Annotated in this window: 15 protein-coding genes; 10 read left to right on the top strand and 5 right to left on the bottom strand. The window is 71.5% G+C overall.

Annotated elements, in window-relative coordinates; translation table 11 throughout:
• Nucleotides 1-27 precede the first annotated feature (27 nt).
• The 3 genes from cofD to AQI88_RS22470 all read left to right on the top strand — a co-directional run bounded on the left by cofD (nucleotide 28) and on the right by AQI88_RS22470 (nucleotide 3,390).
• A complete protein-coding gene (cofD, locus tag AQI88_RS22480) occupies nucleotides 28-987 on the top strand; it encodes a 2-phospho-L-lactate transferase (protein WP_067002272.1) in 960 nt (319 codons plus the stop codon).
• Nucleotides 984-2,300, top strand: a complete 1,317-nt coding sequence (locus AQI88_RS22475; protein ID WP_067002270.1) for a coenzyme F420-0:L-glutamate ligase — start codon at nucleotides 984-986, stop codon at nucleotides 2,298-2,300. Before cofD ends, AQI88_RS22475 begins: the two co-directional genes overlap by 4 nt.
• Before the next feature lie 79 nt (nucleotides 2,301-2,379).
• Nucleotides 2,380-3,390 carry a DNA-3-methyladenine glycosylase family protein gene (locus AQI88_RS22470; RefSeq protein WP_208615864.1) on the top strand — a complete coding sequence of 337 codons (1,011 nt, stop codon included), beginning with the start codon at nucleotides 2,380-2,382 and terminating at the stop codon, nucleotides 3,388-3,390.
• Between the two features lie 317 nt (nucleotides 3,391-3,707).
• On the opposite strand, the gene manB is transcribed toward AQI88_RS22470, so the two are convergent.
• Both manB and AQI88_RS22460 read right to left on the bottom strand, forming a co-directional pair.
• Entirely contained in the window at nucleotides 3,708-4,790 is a 1,083-nt protein-coding gene (gene manB, locus AQI88_RS22465; RefSeq protein WP_067002269.1) for a mannose-1-phosphate guanylyltransferase, read from the bottom strand.
• 205 nt (nucleotides 4,791-4,995) lie between these two features.
• Complete coding sequence (locus tag AQI88_RS22460; RefSeq protein WP_244184258.1) at nucleotides 4,996-6,411, bottom strand: peptidoglycan recognition protein family protein; 1,416 nt, start codon at nucleotides 6,409-6,411, stop codon at nucleotides 4,996-4,998.
• Between the two features lie 129 nt (nucleotides 6,412-6,540).
• Here AQI88_RS22460 and AQI88_RS22455 point away from each other — a divergent pair, with 129 nt between their 5' ends.
• From AQI88_RS22455 to AQI88_RS22440, 4 genes are all read left to right on the top strand, one after another.
• The gene (locus tag AQI88_RS22455; protein WP_067002265.1) at nucleotides 6,541-7,296 is read left to right on the top strand and encodes a TIGR03089 family protein; all 756 of its coding nucleotides are present in this window, start codon (nucleotides 6,541-6,543) and stop codon (nucleotides 7,294-7,296) included.
• A 208-nt stretch (nucleotides 7,297-7,504) separates the two neighbouring features.
• Nucleotides 7,505-8,686 (top strand): LCP family protein, encoded by a 1,182-nt coding sequence (locus AQI88_RS22450; protein WP_067002263.1) that lies wholly within the window; start codon nucleotides 7,505-7,507, stop codon nucleotides 8,684-8,686.
• A 232-nt stretch (nucleotides 8,687-8,918) separates the two neighbouring features.
• Nucleotides 8,919-10,664, top strand: a complete 1,746-nt coding sequence (locus AQI88_RS22445) for an LCP family protein (protein ID WP_067002261.1) — start codon at nucleotides 8,919-8,921, stop codon at nucleotides 10,662-10,664.
• A gap of 129 nt (nucleotides 10,665-10,793) precedes the next feature.
• On the top strand, nucleotides 10,794-12,392 hold the full coding sequence (locus tag AQI88_RS22440; RefSeq protein WP_067002346.1) for an LCP family protein: 1,599 nt from the start codon (nucleotides 10,794-10,796) through the stop codon (nucleotides 12,390-12,392).
• A 69-nt stretch (nucleotides 12,393-12,461) separates the two neighbouring features.
• Here the strand turns inward: AQI88_RS22440 and AQI88_RS22435 are convergent, their stop codons facing one another.
• Nucleotides 12,462-13,490, bottom strand: coding sequence for a glycosyltransferase family 2 protein (locus tag AQI88_RS22435; protein ID WP_067002259.1), 1,029 nt, complete (start codon nucleotides 13,488-13,490; stop codon nucleotides 12,462-12,464).
• Between the two features lie 127 nt (nucleotides 13,491-13,617).
• Between AQI88_RS22435 and AQI88_RS22430 the strand changes: the two genes are divergently transcribed.
• On the top strand, nucleotides 13,618-15,120 hold the full coding sequence (locus AQI88_RS22430; RefSeq protein WP_449657831.1) for an LCP family protein: 1,503 nt from the start codon (nucleotides 13,618-13,620) through the stop codon (nucleotides 15,118-15,120).
• A gap of 91 nt (nucleotides 15,121-15,211) precedes the next feature.
• Here the strand turns inward: AQI88_RS22430 and AQI88_RS22425 are convergent, their stop codons facing one another.
• Complete coding sequence (locus AQI88_RS22425) at nucleotides 15,212-15,787, bottom strand: acyl-CoA thioesterase (protein ID WP_079057722.1); 576 nt, start codon at nucleotides 15,785-15,787, stop codon at nucleotides 15,212-15,214.
• A gap of 92 nt (nucleotides 15,788-15,879) precedes the next feature.
• Between AQI88_RS22425 and AQI88_RS22420 the strand changes: the two genes are divergently transcribed.
• Nucleotides 15,880-17,205, top strand: a complete 1,326-nt coding sequence (locus tag AQI88_RS22420; RefSeq protein WP_208615862.1) for an LCP family protein — start codon at nucleotides 15,880-15,882, stop codon at nucleotides 17,203-17,205.
• Nucleotides 17,206-17,267: 62 nt separating this feature from the next.
• On the opposite strand, the gene AQI88_RS22415 is transcribed toward AQI88_RS22420, so the two are convergent.
• Nucleotides 17,268-17,630 carry a four-helix bundle copper-binding protein gene (locus AQI88_RS22415; RefSeq protein ID WP_067002254.1) on the bottom strand — a complete coding sequence of 121 codons (363 nt, stop codon included), beginning with the start codon at nucleotides 17,628-17,630 and terminating at the stop codon, nucleotides 17,268-17,270.
• A gap of 272 nt (nucleotides 17,631-17,902) precedes the next feature.
• On the opposite strand from AQI88_RS22415, the gene AQI88_RS22410 reads away from it, so the two are divergent.
• The gene (locus tag AQI88_RS22410; RefSeq protein WP_067002253.1) at nucleotides 17,903-18,493 is read left to right on the top strand and encodes a GNAT family N-acetyltransferase; all 591 of its coding nucleotides are present in this window, start codon (nucleotides 17,903-17,905) and stop codon (nucleotides 18,491-18,493) included.
• Nucleotides 18,494-18,623: the final 130 nt, after the last annotated feature.

Raw genomic sequence — 18,623 nt, 5'->3', positions numbered from 1 at the left:
TCGTACCCGCCTGCCAGACTTGGGCCCATGCGCATTGTGGTTCTGGCAGGCGGCATCGGTGGTGCCCGGTTCCTGCGCGGTCTCAAGCAGGCGGCACCGGACGCGGACATCACGGTCATCGGCAACACCGGCGACGACATCCACCTCTTCGGGCTGAAGGTCTGCCCGGACCTCGACACGGTGATGTACACGCTGGGCGGCGGCATCAACGAGGAGCAGGGCTGGGGGCGGGCCGACGAGACCTTCCGCCTCAAAGAGGAACTGGCGGCCTACGGCGTCGGCCCGGAGTGGTTCGGGCTCGGCGACCGGGATTTCGCCACGCACATCGTGCGGACGCAGATGCTGGGTGCGGGCTATCCGCTGAGCGCGGTCACCGAGGCGCTGTGCGACCGCTGGAAGCCGGGTGTGAAGCTGATCCCGATGACCGACGACCGCGTGGAGACGCACGTGGCCGCCGAGATCGACGGCGAGCGCAAGGCGATCCACTTCCAGGAGTACTGGGTTCGGCTGCGGGCCTCGGTCCCGGCCGAGGCGGTCGTGCCGGTCGGCGCCGAGCAGGCCAAGCCCGCGCCGGGGGTCCTGGAGGCGATCGGCCAGGCGGACGTCATCCTCTTCCCGCCGTCCAACCCGGTCGTGTCCATCGGCACGATCCTCGCCGTGCCGGGCATCAGGGAGGCGATCGCGGAGGCGGGCGTGCCGGTGGTGGGCCTGTCACCCATCGTCGGCGACGCACCCGTGCGCGGGATGGCCGACAAGGTGCTCGCCGCGGTCGGCGTGGAGTCCACGGCCGCGGCGGTCGCCGAGCACTACGGCTCGGGGCTGCTGGACGGCTGGCTGGTCGACACCGTGGACGCGGGCGCGGTCGAGCGGATCGAGGCGGACGGGATCCGCTGCCGGGCCGTGCCGCTGATGATGACCGACCTGGACGCCACCACGCAGATGGTGCGGGAGGCGCTGGCGCTGGCCGAGGAGGTGCGGGGAGCGTGAGCGAGGAGCGTGCGCAGAACCCGGAGTACCGGGTCTGGGCCCTGTCCGGCATCCCCGAGGTGCAGCCGGGCGACGACCTGGCCAAGCTGATCGTCGCGACCGAGCCCGGCCTGGCCGACGGGGACGTGGTGCTCGTCACATCCAAGATCGTTTCCAAGGCCGAGGGCCGGATCGTCGAGGCGGCCGACCGGGAGGCCGCGATCGACGCCGAGACCGTGCGGGTGGTGGCCCGGCGCGGCACGCTGCGCATCGTGGAGAACCGGCACGGCCTGGTCATGGCCGCCGCCGGCGTGGACGCCTCCAACACCCCCTCCGGGACCATCCTGTTGCTGCCCGAGGACCCGGACGCGTCCGCGCGCGCGATCCGCGAGGGGCTGCGCGAAACCCTCGGCGTCACCGTGGGTGTCGTCGTGACCGACACGTTCGGGCGGCCCTGGCGATCGGGGATCACGGACGTGGCGATCGGCGCCGCCGGGGTGCACGTGCTGGACGATCTGCGCGGGGGCACGGACGCGTACGGCAATCCGCTCGTCGCCACCGTCGTCGCCACGGCGGACGAGCTGGCCGCCGCCGGTGACCTGGTCAAGGGCAAGGCGGCGGGGCGGCCGGTCGCGGTGGTGCGCGGGCTGCCCCACGTGGTGGCGCGGGAGGACGGCGAGGGGGCGCGGGCGCTGGTGCGCAGCGCGGGGGACGACATGTTCCGGCTCGGCACCTCCGAGGCGGTCCGGGAGGCGGTGACCCAGCGGCGTACCGTACGGGCCTTCACCGACCAGCCCGTCGATCCCGGTGCGGTACGGCGCGCGGTGGCCGCCGCGGTGACCGCCCCGGCGCCGCATCACACCACGCCCTGGCGGTTCGTGCTGCTGGAGTCCGAGGAGTCGCGGGTACGGCTGCTCGACGCGATGCGGGACGCCTGGATCGCGGACCTGCGGCGGGACGGCAGAACCGAGGAGTCCATCGCCCGGCGGATCCGCCGCGGGGACCTCCTGCGCAACGCTCCCTCTTTGGTCGTGCCCTGCCTCGTCATGGACGGCTCGCACACCTACGGGGACGCGCGACGCGACGGCGCCGAGCGGGAGATGTTCGTGGTCGCGGCGGGCGCGGGGGTACAGAACCTCCTGGTCGCGCTGGCCGGGGAGCAGCTGGGCTCGGCCTGGGTGTCGTCGACGATGTTCTGCCGGGACGTGGTGCGCGAGGCGCTGGACCTGCCGGAGGGCTGGGACCCGATGGGGGCGGTGGCGGTCGGGCATCCTGCGGAGGAGCCGGGGCCGCGGCCGGAGCGGGACGCCGGGGCTTTCATCGAGGTCCGGTGAGTGTCCCGTAGGGCCGTCAGGTCTCGCCTAGTCTCATAGGACAGCCCCCGCAGCACCGGCACCCCTAGGACCTCATCTCGTGGCAGGACGTTTCGCTCCTCGGCCCACGCGTACGACCGTGCGCGGTGGCGAGGTCGCCGTGCCCGCCGGGGTGCCGCGACAGGCCGCCGCTCCGGCCCGGGTCCGGCGGTGGGTGCCGGACGGGCCGCTCGACCTCGGGCTGGTGCTGGGTCCGCTGCGGCGCGGGCCCGCGGACCCGACGTTCCGGGCGACGCGCGACGGTTCGGTGTGGCGGGCCGCCCGGACGCCCGCCGGGCCCGGGACGCTGCGGGTGTACGGGTCCGGCGGTGAGCTGTGCGCACAGGCGTGGGGGCCCGGGGCCGAGTGGCTGCTGGAGCAGGTGCCGGAGCTGCTCGGCGGCGCCGATGAGCCGGACGCGTTCGTGCCCCGGCACCGGGTGGTGGCGCTGGCGCGGCACCGGAGGCCGGGGCTCAGGCTGACCCGGACCGGGCTGGTGCTGGAGTCGTTGATCCCGTCGGTGCTGGAGCAGAAGGTCACGACCGACGAGGCGTACCGGGCGTGGCGGCTGCTGGTGCGGAGGTTCGGGGAGCCGGCGCCGGGACCCGCGGGGGTGGGCGAGCGGTCGATGTGGGTGATGCCCGCGCCGCGGACCTGGGCGCTGATTCCCTCCTGGGAGTGGCATCGGGCCGGGGTCGACGACAAGCGGGCCTCGACGATTCTGCGGGCCGTGCGGGTTGCTGCGCGGCTGGAGCAGGCGGTGGGGATGCCGGCGGTCGAGGCTCAGGCGCGGTTGGAGGTCGTGCCGGGGATCGGGCCGTGGACGTCGGCGGAGGTGGTGCAGCGCAGCCATGGGGCGGCGGACGCGGTGACGGTCGGGGACCTGCATCTGCCCGGGATCGTGGGGTGGGCGCTGGCCGGGGATCGTCATGCGGACGATGCGGAGATGCTGCGCTTGCTGGAGCCGTACGCGGGGCAGCGGCATCGGGCGGCTCGGTTGATCCTGCTGAGCGGGAACGTGCCTGCGCGGAGGGCACCGAAGATGCCTCGGGTGGACATCGGGTTGCTGTGAGGTGCGCTGTGCGGCGGCCGGGGGTGGGGGTGGGGCGGGTATCACTTGCCCGCGCTTGCGGGGTGCCGCTGCGCCCACCCGTGCCGCCCTGGGGGTCCCCCAGGCCCTTAAGGCACTGGGGGAGGCACGACTGCCCGCAGCTACGACGACCGCTGCGGGGTGGGCGCCGCCCCAGCGGCACGACTGCCCTCAGCTGAGCGCGCCCCAAAGGGGCGCGGGGAACTGCGCGACCAGCCCCCGCGGACCCGCGGCCGAGGGACGGCCCCGGGGGGCGGGGGCGCAGCCCCCGAGGACAGCACCCCACCCCAGCCGCACGACTACCGGTCGGAAGAGAAGCGGACCGCACCCGCCGGGATGCGGGCGTCGCACCACACGCGTGCGCCTTCGCGCAGTTCGTTGTCGGGACCGACCACCGCACCGTCGCCGATCACCGTGCCCGTGAGGACGGAGCGTTCGCCGACGCGGGCGCGGGTGCCGATGAGGGAGTCCGTGATGACGGCGCCGGGCTCGATGACCGCGCCGGGCAGGATCGTCGAGCCGAAGACCCGCGCCCCCTCGGCGACGAACGCGCCCTCGCCGACCACCGTGCCGCCCGTCAGCTTCGCGTCCGGCGCGACACTGGCCGTCGGCAGGATCAGGCGGTCACCGCAGCGGCCCGGGACGGCCGGGGAGGGGGCGCGGCCGAGCACCAGGTCGGCGGAGCCGCGGACGAAGGCCGCGGGGGTGCCCAGGTCCAGCCAGTACGTCGAGTCGACCATGCCCTGGAGATGGGCCCCGGCGGAGAGGAGGTCCGGGAAGGTTTCGCGCTCCACCGAGACCGGGCGGCCCGCCGGGATCGTGTCGATGACCGAGCGGCGGAAGACGTACGCCCCCGCGTTGATCTGGTCGGTGACGATCTCCTCCGGCGTCTGCGGCTTCTCCAGGAAGGCGAGGACGCGGCCCGTCTCGTCGGTGGGGACCAGGCCGTACGCGCGCGGGTCCGTCACCTTGGTGAGGTGCAGGGAGACGTCCGCGCCCGTCGACTCGTGGGTGTGCACGAGCCGCCTGATGTCCAGGCCCGTCAGGATGTCGCCGTTGAAGATCAGTACCGGGTCGTCGGGGCCGGAGTGCAGGCGGGAGGCCACGTTGCGGATGGCGCCGCCGGTACCGAGGGGCTCCTCCTCCGTCACGTACTCGATGTGCAGGCCGAGGGAGGCACCGTCGCCGAAGCAGGGCTCGAAGACCTCGGCCAGGTAGCTCGTCGCGAGGACGATGTGCTCCACGCCCGCCGCTCTCGCCCTCGCCAGCTGGTGCGTGAGGAACGGCACCCCGGCCGCCCGGACCATGGGCTTGGGCGTGTGCACCGTGAGCGGACGCAGGCGGGTGCCTTTGCCGCCGACCAGGAGGATCGCTTCTGTCACCTGTCGTCTCTGCTTCCTGCCGGGACCGGTCGAACTACTCGTTTCGGCCGGCCAGTGTATGCAGACCGTGCGACGGTGCCCTCGATGGCCGCGCGGTGTCCCGCGAGACCGGCGTCCGGTTTTCCCCACCGTCCCCCGCCGTCCCCCGCCGCCCCGCGAGCCTCCCCCACCCGTCCCCCGACGGCGGTGAACGCGATCCCTGCCCTCAGCGCCCCTGATAGCGCGCCGCGCTGGAACGGGCCGTGCCGAGCTTGGCGTAGAGCCGCTTGCCCGGGCACGAGGTGGCGAACCCGTCCCGATGGCCGGAGATCACGTTCAGTCGTACGTTCTTCCCCTTGGGGTACAGATTGCCACCACCTGACTTCAGATATGTCTTTCCGCGCGGATTGGCCCCATAGAGCCCGAGCTTCCACGCGGCGAGCCGGGCGACGGCCTTCACCGCGGCGCCGGACGGCTTGGCCGAGCCGTAGGTGCCGATCACGGCGATGCCCATGCTGTTGCTGTTGAACCCGAGGGTGTGGGCGCCCTTCACCGGCTTCGCCACGCCCCCGGCCCGGCCCTCGTAGATGGTTCCGCACTTGTCGACGAGGAAGTTGTAGCCGACGTCCCGCCAGCCCATGCTCTTGACGTGGTAGCGGTAGATACCGCGGACGACGGAGGCGGCCTGCGAGCACCTGTACTTGTTGCCCGAGACCGTGTGGTGCACGAAGGCCGCCTTGATCTTCTTCGTGTAGACGAATCCGCCTCCGCGCAGGGACTCGTCCGCGCCCCAGCCACGGCGCGTCACGATCCGCGGGCGCGGTCCGATGTAGGGCTTCGCGCGCACGGCGTCCCCTGCAACGCTCCCTTCGGCTTCAACGCCCCCTTCGAGGCGGATCAGTTCCTGCTCGGTGTCCTCCCGGCTCAGCTCGGGGATCTCCAGAGCGCCGGCGGGCACGAGGTCGGCGTTGGCCGCGTAGGCGGCGGCCGTCGCCTCCGTCAGGGCGGCGGTGCCGGACACGTCGGCCGGCGGGCCCTGGGCCGGTGGCTCGTCCCCGGGGTCGACGAGTTCCAGGCGCAGCCCCGACGGCAGCGGGGTCGGGTCGCCGGTACGGCGGTCCGGGGCTCCGGGCGCCGCGCTCGTCCCGGAGCCGGCGAGCACCCGTACGTCCACGCCGTCCGAGTCGTCCACCCACAGCGGTGCGGTGGCCCCGTGCACCCGGCCCGGGGCCCGCTCGGCCGTGCCCGGGTCGGCGCCGTGGTCCTCGTTGTGCGTCTCGACGTCCTGCCAGCCGGACCACTGCCCCGTCGCCGCGGACCGGTTGCGGATCTGGACCCGGCCCTTCAGCTCGGTGTCCGGGTCGTCCCAGACCACGCCGACCAGCGAGAAGTGCCGTACGTCGACGCGGTACAGGCCCTGCTCGGGGGCCGTGCCGAGGACGCGCTCGCGGGTGAGGGGCACGAGGGGCAGCGACTGGGTGCTGCCCGGGACCGCGTCCTTGGCCACCCGGCCCGTGGCGGCCGTCCGTTCCGCTCGCACGGAAGCGGCGGCCGCGGGCAGCACCGACGGGAGTGCGAGGGCGGCCGCACAGGTGACGCCGAGCGAGGTGGCACCGATCGAGGAAGTGAGGAATCCACGCATGCTCATGATCATGGACATAGTCATACAAATCTGTCCATCGGTGAACTGACGGGCCATCGGGAGCCGTTCCGCCGAACCGGTGGCACCGTCACGGAGTGGACGAGGGCGCCCCGGCGTACTCTTGCGCGGGTGAACGCCACCGATCGCACCCCTGCCGACCTGCTGCGTTCCGCGCTCGCCGCGGACCCCGGCCGCCCCCTGGTGACCTTCTACGACGACGCCACGGGCGAACGCGTCGAACTGTCCGTGGCCACCTTCGCCAATTGGGTGGCCAAGACCGCGAACCTCCTTCAGGGCGATCTGTCCGCCGGCCCCGGCGACCGGGTCGCGCTGCTGCTGCCCGCGCACTGGCAGACGGCCGTGTGGCTGCTCGCGTGCGCGTCGGTGGGCGCGGTGGCGGATGTGGGCGGGGACCCGGCGTCCGCCGACGTCGTCGTGAGCGGGCCCGACTCGCTGGACGTGGCGCGGGCGTGCACCGGTGAACGGATGGCGTTGGCCCTGCGGCCGCTGGGTGGGCGGTTTCCGCAGACCCCGGCCGGGTTTGTCGACTACGCCGTGGAAGTGCCGGGGCAGGGGGACCGGTTCGCGCCGTTCGCGCCGGTTGATCCGGAGGAGCCGGCCTTGATCGTGGCGGGGGCCGAGTTCAGCGGGGCGGAAGTGGTCGAGCGGGCGTTGGGCGATGCGCCGTCGCTGGATCTGACAGGGCCTGGGTCTCGGCTGCTGTCGGGGTTGTCGTACGACACGTGGGAAGGGCTCAGCGCGGGGTTGTACGCGCCGTTGGCCGTCGGGGGGTCCGTGGTGTTGTGCAGGAATCTCGACCGGCTGGATGAGGAGAGTCTCGCCCAGCGGATCGAGAGCGAGAGGGTGAGTGCTGTGCGCCGCTGAGAGGGGGTGCCTCGGCTGTACGGCGGTGCGGGTGCGTGGGGGGGTGATCGCGCCCACGCGGCGGAGCCGCATATCGACACAGCCCCGCGCCCCTGGCGGTACTACCCGTCCCCCACTTGGAGTAGCCCAGGGCGCCATCACTCCTCCTCCCCCGCCATCGTCGTAAGAGCAGCACATGACGCTCGTACGGCATGAGGGGGCCCGCACCGTGACCGGCACCGTTCGGCGGGTCCTCGGGCCCGGGCCCGGCTCCTCGGCCGGCGGGGGCGGGCTCGTGCGGCGGCGTCGGCGGCGGTGGGCCAGGGGTACGGCGCTGGCGGTGGCCGCGCTGGTCGTGGCGGCGGCCGGGGGCGGCTGGGCCGTGTACGCGAAGCTCAGTGCCAACATCACCCCGGATGACGCGGCCGCCGCCGAACTCGCCCGCTACGAGCGGGAGCGGCCCACCGCGCTGGTGCGGGGCGCGCAGAACATCCTGCTGATCGGGTCCGACACCCGGGCCGGGGACGGCAACGGGAAGTACGGCCGGGACCTGGGCAGCGAGCGGTCCGACACCACGATCCTGCTGCACCTGGCCGCCGACCGGCACAGCGCCACCGCCGTCTCGCTGCCCCGGGACCTGATGGTGGACATCCCGGGCTGCCGGCGGGCGGACGGCAGCCGCAGCGAGCCGGTGTTCGCGATGTTCAACCACGCCTTCCAGGTGGGCGGTTCGGCCTGCACCATCCGTACCGTCGAGAAGCTGACGGACATCCGGATCGACCATCACGTGGTGATCGACTTCAGCGGGTTCAAGGAGATGGTGGACGCCGTCGACGGGGTGCAGGTGTGCCTGAAGGACCCCATCGACGACAAGGCCGCCAAGTTGAAGTTGCCCGCGGGCAAGGTGACGCTCGACGGGGAGCAGGCGCTCGGGTACGTGCGCGCCCGCAAGTCGCTCGGCGACGGCAGCGACACCGAGCGGATGGAGCGGCAGCAGCGCTTCCTCGGCGCGCTGGTCGACAAGGTGCAGAGCAACGACGTCCTGCTGAACCCGGTGAAGCTGTATCCGGTGCTGGACGCGGCGACCTCCTCGCTCACCGCCGATCCGGAACTGGCAAGTCTGCGCGGTTTGTACCAGTTGGTGCGCGGGCTGCGTGACATCCCCACCGAACATGTGCAGTTCCTGACGGTGCCGCGGGAGTCGTACGTCTACGACGCCAATCGCGACCAACTCGTGGAGCCGCAGGCCGAGAAGCTGTTCGCGCGGCTGCGGACGGACCAGCCGGTGGCGGTGGCGCAGGGCGACGGGCAGGAAGCCCCCGGGCAGGCCCCGGAGGAGGACCGCACGGACGGCCCCTCCCCCGCCCCCACGTTCCGCGGCAACACGGCCGCCGAACACACCTGTGAGTAATGCACGTACCAAGCCGGCGAACTTCAGTTCAGGAAAATGAGGGGGATTGCCCAGGTGTAGGCAGGTGGAATTTGTCACCGGCGTCGCTCGACGCTGAACTGGGCGGATAGTGTGAGCGATCCGGTGCACCCGGCCACGAGGTCCGTCCTGGGGTCGTGCACCGATTCACCGAGACCCGAGCGCCTTTGAGGGGGAAGGCGCCGCGTGGCCCCGACGGAGGATTCGGACAACCGTGGACGCGCAAGGCCGTGGGCGGGCGGACAACATCGACCCCGCAGACCAGTGGGTACTCAATCCGAACACCGGCGAATACGAACTGCGACTGAGCCCTTCCGCACCGCAGTCGTCGGTGCCCGGCCCCCGCAGACCGAACGGGGACCGCGGCGGCGCGGCACGCGGCCGGCGCGACGCGGCGCCGGGCCGGACGCGCGAGACGCGGCAGGCGCGCGGCGCGGACGTGCCGCCGCAGCGCCGGCGCCGGGGTGCCGAGCCCGAGCCGCCGCCGGGGCGGCGCAACCGGCGGCCGGTGAAGAAGAAGTCGAAGGCCAAGAAGGTGCTGGCGTGGACCGGCGGCAGCATGGCGCTGGTGCTGGTCGCCGTCGGCACGGCCGGCTACCTCTATCTCAAGCACCTCGAGGGCAACGTCACCACGACGGACGTCGGCAGCGCGGGCAAGAAGGGCTTCAGCAAGGACGAGGCCTTCAACATCCTGGTCATCGGCACCGACAAGCGGACCGGCCAGGGCAACGAGGGCTACGGCGACAAGGGCAGCGTCGGGCACGCCGACACCAACATCCTGCTGCACGTGGCGAAGGACCGGACGAACGCGACCGCGCTCAGCATCCCGCGTGACCTGATGGTCAACGTGCCGGACTGCGAGACCAAGCAGGCCGACGACACCGAGAAGGTCATCCCCGGCACCGAGAACGTCCGCTTCAACACCAGCCTCGGCCAGGACGGCCGGGACCCGGGGTGCACCATGCGGACCGTGAAGGCGGTCACGGGCATCGAGCCGGACCACTTCATGATGGTGGACTTCAACGCGGTCAAGACGCTGACGACGGCCGTGGGCGGCGTCGACGTCTGCCTCGCGCACGCCGTGAACGACAAGGAGTCGCATCTGAAGCTGCCCGCCGGCCCGTCCAAGGTCGAGGGCGAGCAGGCACTGGCGTTCGTGCGCACCCGGCACAGCTGGGGCAACCAGGGCGACCTCGACCGCATCAAGGTGCAGCAGCAGTTCATGGGCTCCCTGATGCGCAAGATGTCCTCCAGCGACACCCTCACCGACCCCACCAAGCTGATCAAGCTGGCGGAGGCCGCCACCAAGGCGCTGACCGTGGACACCGGCATCGGCCACGTCTCCACCCTCAAGGACATGGCGCTGGAGCTGAAGAAGGTGCCGCCGAAGAACATCTCCTTCGTCACCCTGCCGGTGCAGGACAACCCCGCCGAGAAGGTCCACGCGACCGTCGTCGTCGACCAGGCGGCGGCCCCCCCGGTCTTCGACGCCATCAGGAACGACGTCTCCTTCACCGAGGTGAAGAAGAAGCAGAAGGCGGCCAAGGACGCGGCGGCGGCCCGGCTGAAGGGCACCAAGTCCCAGCCCTCCGAGGTACGGGTGCGGATCCTCAACGGCGGCGCCGACGCGGGCAGCGCGCAGGAGACCCTCAACTGGCTGCAGACCCAGGAAGGGGTGCTCAAGTCCGAGAACGACGGCAACGCGCCGGCGGAACTGAGCAAGACCACGCTGGAGTACGCGCCCGACCAGGCCGCCCAGGCGCGCGAGCTGGCCTCCCTGATGGGACTGCCCGGAACCGCGCTGAAGCCGGGCAAGAGCGTGACCAACTCCCAGGGACTGCCGGCGATGACGCTGACCCTGGGCAAGGATTTCAAGGGTGCGGGGGTCTCCCTCACCGCTCCGAAGAAAGCGCCGGACGTCGAGAAGTCCACGGCAGACAAGGCGAAGTGCGCCTCATAGGTAACCCTTCGGGTCCGTCGTGCGTCTAACTGGGGGCGGGACGGACCCGCTCGTGGCGCAAGGGTGGGGAGGGCAGGAAGTTTGGCGCAGAGCGATGTGCGGGGGGAGGCTCCTGCGGTCGACGACACGATGTCGCTCGCACCGCAGGCCTCGAACGCGTCGGACGGGTCCGGCCGGAACGGCGGCGGGCGGCGCAAGGGCGGCTCGAAGACCGACGGACGGCGGCGCCGACGGCGCGCTCTGCGCTGGTCGGCGACCGTGCTGGCGGTGGTCATACTCGGCACGGCGGGAGCCGGCTACCTGTACTACGAGCACCTCAACGGCAATATCCGCAAGGGCGAGCGCAGCAGCGGCGACGACTCCAAGGCGCACAGGACACCGGCGAACGCGGCCGGACAGACGCCTTTGAACATCCTGCTGATCGGCTCCGACAGCCGTAACTCCGACGAGAACGTGAAGCTCGGCGGCAGCAAGGACAGCCGCGGCAACCCGCCGCTCGGCGACGTGCAGATGCTCATCCACCTCTCGGCCGACCGCAAGAGCGCCGCCATGGTGAGCATCCCGCGTGACACCCGGGTCGCCATACCCCAGTGCAAGGACCCCCGGACCGGCAAGGTCTACGCGGCCACGAACGACATCATCAACACCTCCCTGGCCCGGGGCGGGGCCGGCTGCACGCTGGCCACCTGGGAGAACCTCACCGGGGTCTACATCGACCACTGGATGACGATCGACTTCGCGGGCGTGGTGAGCATGGCGCACGCCATCGGCGGCGTCGAGGTCTGTGTGAACCAGAACGTCTGGGACCACTCCACGCCGGCCCAGCGCGGCGGCTCCGGGCTGAAGATGAAGGCCGGGAAGCACAAGGTCGATGACGTGCAGGCGCTCCAGTGGCTGCGGACGCGGCACGCCTGGGGCAGTGACCTGATGCGCGCCCGCGCCCAGCACATGTACCTGAACTCGATGATCCGGACGCTGAAGTCGCAGAGCGTCTTCAGCGACACCGGCCGGCTGATGGACCTGGCCGAGGCGGCCACCAAGTCCCTGCAGGTGTCCGAGGAGATCGGCACGGTCAAGAAGCTGTACGACCTGGGCATGGAGCTCAAGTCGGTGCCGTCGGACCGCATCACGTCGGTGACGATGCCCAACGTCAAGGACTCGCTGAACTCCGAGCACGTCGTGCCGGACAAGGCCAACGCCGACAGGCTGTGGGAGATGCTCCGCGACGACGTGCCCTTCGACAAGAACGGCAAGACGTCGGGCGCGAAGCAGGTCGCGAGCAAGTCCAAGGCCAAGACGCCGTCCGTCGACCCGGGCCGGCTCGGGGTACTGGTGCAGAACGCCACCCAGACCTCCACCGAGGCCCCGGTTCCGAACCGGGCGCGGACGATCACCGAGGTGCTCGGGCAGCAGGGCTACAGCAGGGCGGCGGCCGACACCTCGGGCGCGGCGAAGCCCGCGGACGAGACGGTGGTGCAGTATCCGAGCGCCGAGCTGGAGGGTGACGCCCAGGCCGTCGCCAAGGCGCTGGGGATCCCGATGAGCGCGGTGAAGCGGTCGACCGACGTGTCGGGGGTCACGGTCGTCGTCGGCGCGGACTGGCGCACGGGTACGGCCTACCCCAAGCAGAAAGCCCCGAAGGCCGGCGACCTGCCCAGCGGCTCCGACGCCATCAACGGCTCGGACTCCTCCCAGTGCATGGACGTGTACAAGCCCTATCAGTGGTAGACCTGCCGTATGCAAAGCCGAGGGGCTCGCCGTCAAGGACGGCGAGCCCCTCGGCTTTGCGCACCGTGCTCAGCGGGTGCTCAGCACCGCCGGCCGGCGCGAGGCGATGACTCGCTTCGCCAGGGACTTCGGGCTCGTCAGGAACCCCCAGCCCCACGTCATGTGCATGGTGGCCAGGGCCACCGGAATCTGCAGCCGGGCCTTCAGGGGCAGTCCCCGGCCGGCCGGCACCGAGCCCGCCACGATCGCCGCCAGGTAGCCGCCCGGGATCACGAAGCCCCAGGGCGTGAGGGCCGCGCCCACCACGGTACCCACGGCGATCGCGCACACCGCCGTCGGCGGGGCGAGGTAGCGCAGGTTGATGGAGCCCTCGTGGTAGCGGGCGACGACGTGGCGCCAGCGGCCGTAGTCCTTGTACTGCTTGGCGAGCGCCTTCACGCTCGGCCGCGGCCGGTACGACACCCTCAGCTCGGGCGAGAACCAGATCAGGCCACCCGCCTCACGGATCCGGAAGTTCAGCTCCCAGTCCTGGGCGCGGATGAACTCCTCGTTGTAGCCGCCCTGCTGCTCCAGGGCCTCGCGGCGGAACACCCCGAGGTAGACGGTCTCGGCGGGCCCGGCCTCGCCACCCGTGTGGAAGGCCGCGTTGCCGACACCGATCTTCGAGGTCATCGCGGCGGCGACCGCGTGCTCCCAGTCGTTCTCGCCCTCGGCGTGCATGATGCCGCCGACGTTCTGCGCGCCGGTCTCCTCCAGGAGCCGTACGGCGGTGGCGATGTAGTTCGGCGAGAGCATGCCGTGGCCGTCGACGCGCACCACGATCGGGTGCCGGGAGGCCTTGATCGCCGCGTTCAGCGCGGCAGGGGTGCGGCCGGTCGGGTTCGGGACGGTGTGTACACGCGCGTCGTCGGCCACGAGCTGAGCGGCGATCTCGTCCGTGCGGTCCGTGGACGGACCGAGGGCGATCACGACCTCCATCTCGCCGGCGTACTCCTGCGCGAGGATCGCTTGGACGGCCCCGCGCAGATGCCGCTCCTCGTTGAGGACCGGCATGATCACAGAAACGGCGGGGAGGCGCACGTCGGGCTTGGCGTTCATAGGACGCTCACGTTACCGCGAACGGGGGACACCGGTGCGCGCCGCCGGGGCTGAGAGGCGGGCTGAGGATCGTATCGGCCTACGGTGCTCACGGATCCCACGTACGGCCGTCGTCCGGAGGTGTCCTTTGCCCAGCCCGCCACGGTCCCCTGCCCGGCCGCAGCGCCGACCGCAGCCGCCCCGCCGTGTGCCCAGGCCACCCGAACGGGCCGTGCGGCCCCGGCGGCCGCGCTGGGCCATGCGGGCGGTGACCACGCTGTCCGTGGTGGTGCTCGCCTCCGCCGGCATCGGCCACGCGGTCGTCACCAGCCTGGACGCCGGCATCGCCCGGGTCGACGCCTTCAAGGACATGAAGAACCGGCCCCGCGCGGGGCACGGCATGAACGTCCTGCTGGTCGGCACCGACGGCCGCGACAAGATCAGCGAGGCGCAGCGGCGCGCGTACCGGCTGGGCGGCCAGCCCTGCCACTGCACCGACACGATCATGATCGTGCACATCTCGGACGACCGGGAGCGGGCGACCGTGGTGAGCCTGCCCCGCGACTCCTACGCCGAGGTGCCCGCGCGCGTCGACGCGGCCACCGGGCAGCGGCACGGCCCGCACCCCATCAGGCTGAACGCGGCGTACGCCGAGGGCGGCCCCCAGCTGACCGTCGGCACGGTCGAGGCCATGACCCATGTGAAGATCGACCACTATCTGGAGGTCGACTTCACCAGTTTCATGAAGACCGTGGACGTCCTCGGCGGGGTCCAGGTCTGTACGGCGACACCGCTGAAGGACGCATACACCGGCCTCGACCTCGCGGCCGGCACCCACCTCCTGGGCGGCGGCCAGGCACTGCAGTACGTGCGCGCCCGGCACCTCGACGGGGCCAGCGACCTGGGCCGGATGAAACGACAGCAGCGGTTCCTGGCCGCGCTGATCGAGCAGGCCAGCTCCTCCGGGGTGCTGCTGAACCCGATGCGGTTCAGGGACGTGACCCGGGCGGTGCTCGGCTCGGTGCGGGCGGACGAGGGCTTCGGCACGGACGAGCTGCTCGACCTCGGCCGGGCGATGCGGAACTTCTCCCCGTCCTCCTCCGAGTTCACCACCGTGCCCATCGGGCAGATGAACTACCAGGTCAAGGGCGTCGGCTCCACCCTGAAATGGGACCCGGTGGCGGCCGGCAAGCTCTTCCAGGCCCTGCGCGACGACCAGCCGCTCACCGCGGACCGCCCGCACCGCGCCGCCGCGCCGAGGCCGGTGCCGGTGGAGGTCGACCCACGGCAGATCCGGGTCCAGCTGGAGAACGGCACCGCTACGGCCGGACTGGCCAAGCGGCTCGACGCGGCACTCGCGACGGCCGGTTTCGCCACCACCCACCAGCCGGTCACCGCGGCCGTCCACGACGTCAGGCGCACGGTGATCTCCTACGACCCGCACTGGGACCGCTCCGCCCGCTCCCTGGTCGCGGCCCTGCCCGGCAGCGAGCTGCGCCCGGTACCGGGCATGGGTCCGATGCTGAGGGTGACCGTCGGCGTGGACTTCAAGGACGCCGGCAAGGTGCGCAAGGTGGAGCTCGAGGACCCGGGCAAGCCGGAGCAGAACGTGGTGCGCGGCAACGAGGTGGTGTGCTCGGGCGGGGCGTAGGCACAACCGGGAACCGGGCACCGTATGCGCACTCACCCGGCTTGGCCGACCCCCGGGATCACGAAGGGCACATCCTTCTCCTGCTGCTCCTCTAGTCCTCGAAGCCCTCAGCCGCCCGCTTCTCGCGCAGCTCGCGGATGGCCCGGCGGCGGGCCAGGCGGTGGGTGCGGCGGATCTGGGCCTCCTGGCAGCGGCGGCGGTCGCGCTCGGTCTCCGGGACCACCGGGGGCACCCGGCGCGGCTTGCCGTCGGCGTCCACGGCCGCGAAGACCAGATAGGCCGAGCCGACCTGGGTCGCCGGGGTCGACTCGTTCCAGCGCTCGGCCAGAACCCGGACGCCGACCTCCATCGAGGTCCGGCCGGTCCAGTTGACCTGGGCCTTCACATGGACCAGATCACCCACGCGGACCGGTTCCAGGAAGGCCATCTCGTCCATGGACGCGGTGACCGCGGGACCGCCGGAGTGCCGGCCGGCCACCGCGCCCGCCGCGTCGTCCACCAGCTTCATGATCACACCGCCGTGCACCGTGCCCAGCAGGTTGGTGTCGTTGTGGGTCATGATGTGGCTGAGGGTGGTGCGGGAGGCGGACGTCGGCTTGCCCGCGATGTCCGGATCCGCGTCCGGGGCCTGGTCTGTCATGACCTCCACCTTATGCCGAAGCGACATTCGCGGAATTTGTGTCAGCTTCGCAACAGCGCCGCTCTGATTTTCCGACACCCCTTGTAAGGCACACGGCGCCGCCCTGCACACTGGGGCGCATGAATGACTGGCCCGAGGGATGGTCCGACGACAACCGCGGTCCGCGCTACGGACGCGGCAGTGGCGGCGCGCAGCCGGAAGGTGCCCGCGTGATGCGTCAGGTGCGGCGCGGCCCGGCGGTACCGCCCGGGCAGCCCGCGTACGGCACCCCCGGCCCGTCGGCACCGCCGTACGGCGCCGGGGTCCCGCAGCAGCCGTCGTACACCGACGGCCAGGGATACGACGAGGGCGCCGGCTACGGCGACTACGACAGTGGCTACAACACGGGCCAGGTGTACGGCGCGCCGGGCGGCGGCTCGGGCGGGCCCGGCGGCCCGCAGGGAGGGCCTGCCCGCGGCCCCCGCTCCGCCCCGAACTGGCGGCGCCGGATCAAGTGGACCGCGCTCACGCTGGCCACCGTGCTGATCGTCACCTCGGTGGCGACGTACTTCTGGGCCGACTCCAAGCTGCGCCGCGAGGTCGACCTGTCGAAGGTCATCGACCGGCCGGAGTCCGGCTCGGGCACGAACTACCTGATCGTCGGCTCGGACAGCCGTGAGGGCATGTCCAAGGCGGACGAGAAGAAGCTGCACACCGGAGGCGCGCCCGGAAAGCGCACGGACTCGATGATGATCCTGCACGTCGGGGACAACGGCGACACACTGATCTCGCTGCCCCGCGACTCGAATGTGACGATTCCGACCTTCCGCGGTTCGACGTCGGGCAAGATCCGTCCCGCCATGGGCCAGAACAAGCTGAACGCGGCGTACGCGTTCGACGGCCCGACCCTGCTGGTCCGCACGATCGAGTACAACACCGGACTGCACATCGACCACTACTGCGAGATCGGCTTCCAGGGCTTCGCGAAGATCGTGGACGCGGTGGGCGGCGTCGACATCACCATCGACCAGGCCTTCAAGGACAAGTACTCGGGCGCGGACTTCAAGGCGGGCAAGCAGACGCTGAACGGCGAGCAGGCCCTGGCCTTCGTCCGCACCCGGCACGCCTTCGCGGCCTCCGACCTCCAGCGCACCAAGAACCAGCAGAAGTTCCTGGCGGCCCTGGCCCACCAGGTGGCCACGCCGTCGACCGTCCTCAACCCGTTCAAGTTCTACCCGACCATGGGCGCGGGGCTGGACTCCCTGATCGTCGACAAGGACATGTCCCTGTGGGACCTGGCCTCCATGTTCTGGGCGATGAAGGGCGTCAGCAGCGGCGACGGCAAGTCCATGAACATGCCGATCTCCGGCTCCACCGGCGGCAACCTCGTCTGGGACAAGGCGAAGGTGAAGACGCTGGTGGACGAGCTGAAGAACGACCAGGCGGTCACGGTCTCCGGCAACTGACCACCACGCACCACCGTTCGAGGGCACCCGGCAGGGTGCCCTCGACTGCGTTCAGGCGGGGGTCACATCTTGGCGCCCGCCATCGCCCGGCACATCTCCGCACAGCGGCGACACGCCTCGGCACAGCGCATCATCTGGGGGTCGTCGGGCATGGACATACACGCCTCGGCGCACATGTCGCAGGCTTTGGCGCACATCGCGCACATCTCGGGCGACATCGGCGAGCGCCGCATCATCATGTCGGCGCACATGCGGGTCGTCTCGGAGCAGTCCATGAGCGCGCGCATGATCTGCATCTGGGCCTGGCCGCCCATCTGCATGCAGGAGCTCATGGTCTCCTCGCAGATGCCGTGGCAGCTCATGCAGGCCTCGACGCAGTCCTGCATCTGCTTGGTCATGGCGGTCATGGTTCCGGGCTGGGTCATGGCTCCTCCTGGGGGGCGGGAGCCCGGGGCGGGCCCCGTGCCCTTCCGTCCTACGCCCGCCCGCCGCCCCGCGCCATCGGGCGGACCCGAACAATTCCCACCAGTTGCCACACGACGCAGAGTCCCCGGCAGGCCACCCAGGGTGCCGAGGCAGGGCCATTGGAGTTACGGCCTCCGGCTTATGACATGGCACGGCCTCAGGCTCATGGCACGGCACGGCATGGCGTCGATATCGAGTTCCGCCGGATCCGGCGCCGTGACACGATGCCGCGATGATCCACAACGCACCCATACCGGCCGTCGTCCCCGCGGGGCACATGGCCCGCAGCGACCAGCCGGTGCTTCCCCTGCCCCGGGGCCTGGAGCTGCGCCCCTGGCGCCCGGCCGACGCCGGCGCCCTGGTGGCCGCCGGCCAGGATCCGGCGATCCGGCAGTGGAACCTCCTGGTGGTGGAGTCACCGGAGGACGCGCGCCAGAGGATCGAGCGCATGCACGAGCGCTGGCGGGCCGAGCAGGGCGCCGTCTGGGCCGTCGCCGGGCAGGACGGCGGTGAGGCCGTCGGGCTGATCGGCTGGAACGACGTCGATCTGGTGGGCGGCAGCGCCGAGATCGTCTACTGGGTGCTGCCCGCGGCACGCGGCGGGGGCGTGGTGGTCGAGGCGACCAGGCGGCTCAGCCGCTGGGCGCTGGACGACCTCGGGCTGCACCGGCTGCGGCTGTGCCACTCGGTGGCCAACCCGGCGTCCTGCCGGGTCGCGGAGAAGGCCGGATACGCCTTCGAGGGCACGATGCGCGGCGCTCTGCTGCATGCGGACGGGTGGCATGACCAGCATCTGCACGCCCTGGTTCAGGGGGACATGTGAAGCAATGGTGAAGTCCCAACGCCGGTTCGGTGATGGGGAGTTCAGTCGGCTGGGGCAGGCTGGCTGGCCGATTCACGACCATGTACCGTGGCCGCCGACCATCCCGACCGCAGCCGGAATCACATAATCC

Origin of the sequence: Streptomyces cellostaticus (genome assembly GCF_001513965.1) — a bacterium.
GTDB classification, from domain to species: Bacteria; Actinomycetota; Actinomycetes; order Streptomycetales; family Streptomycetaceae; genus Streptomyces; species Streptomyces cellostaticus.
The sequence above is the reverse complement of the archived record's forward strand: the minus strand, read 5'-3'. Positions and strand labels throughout refer to the sequence as shown.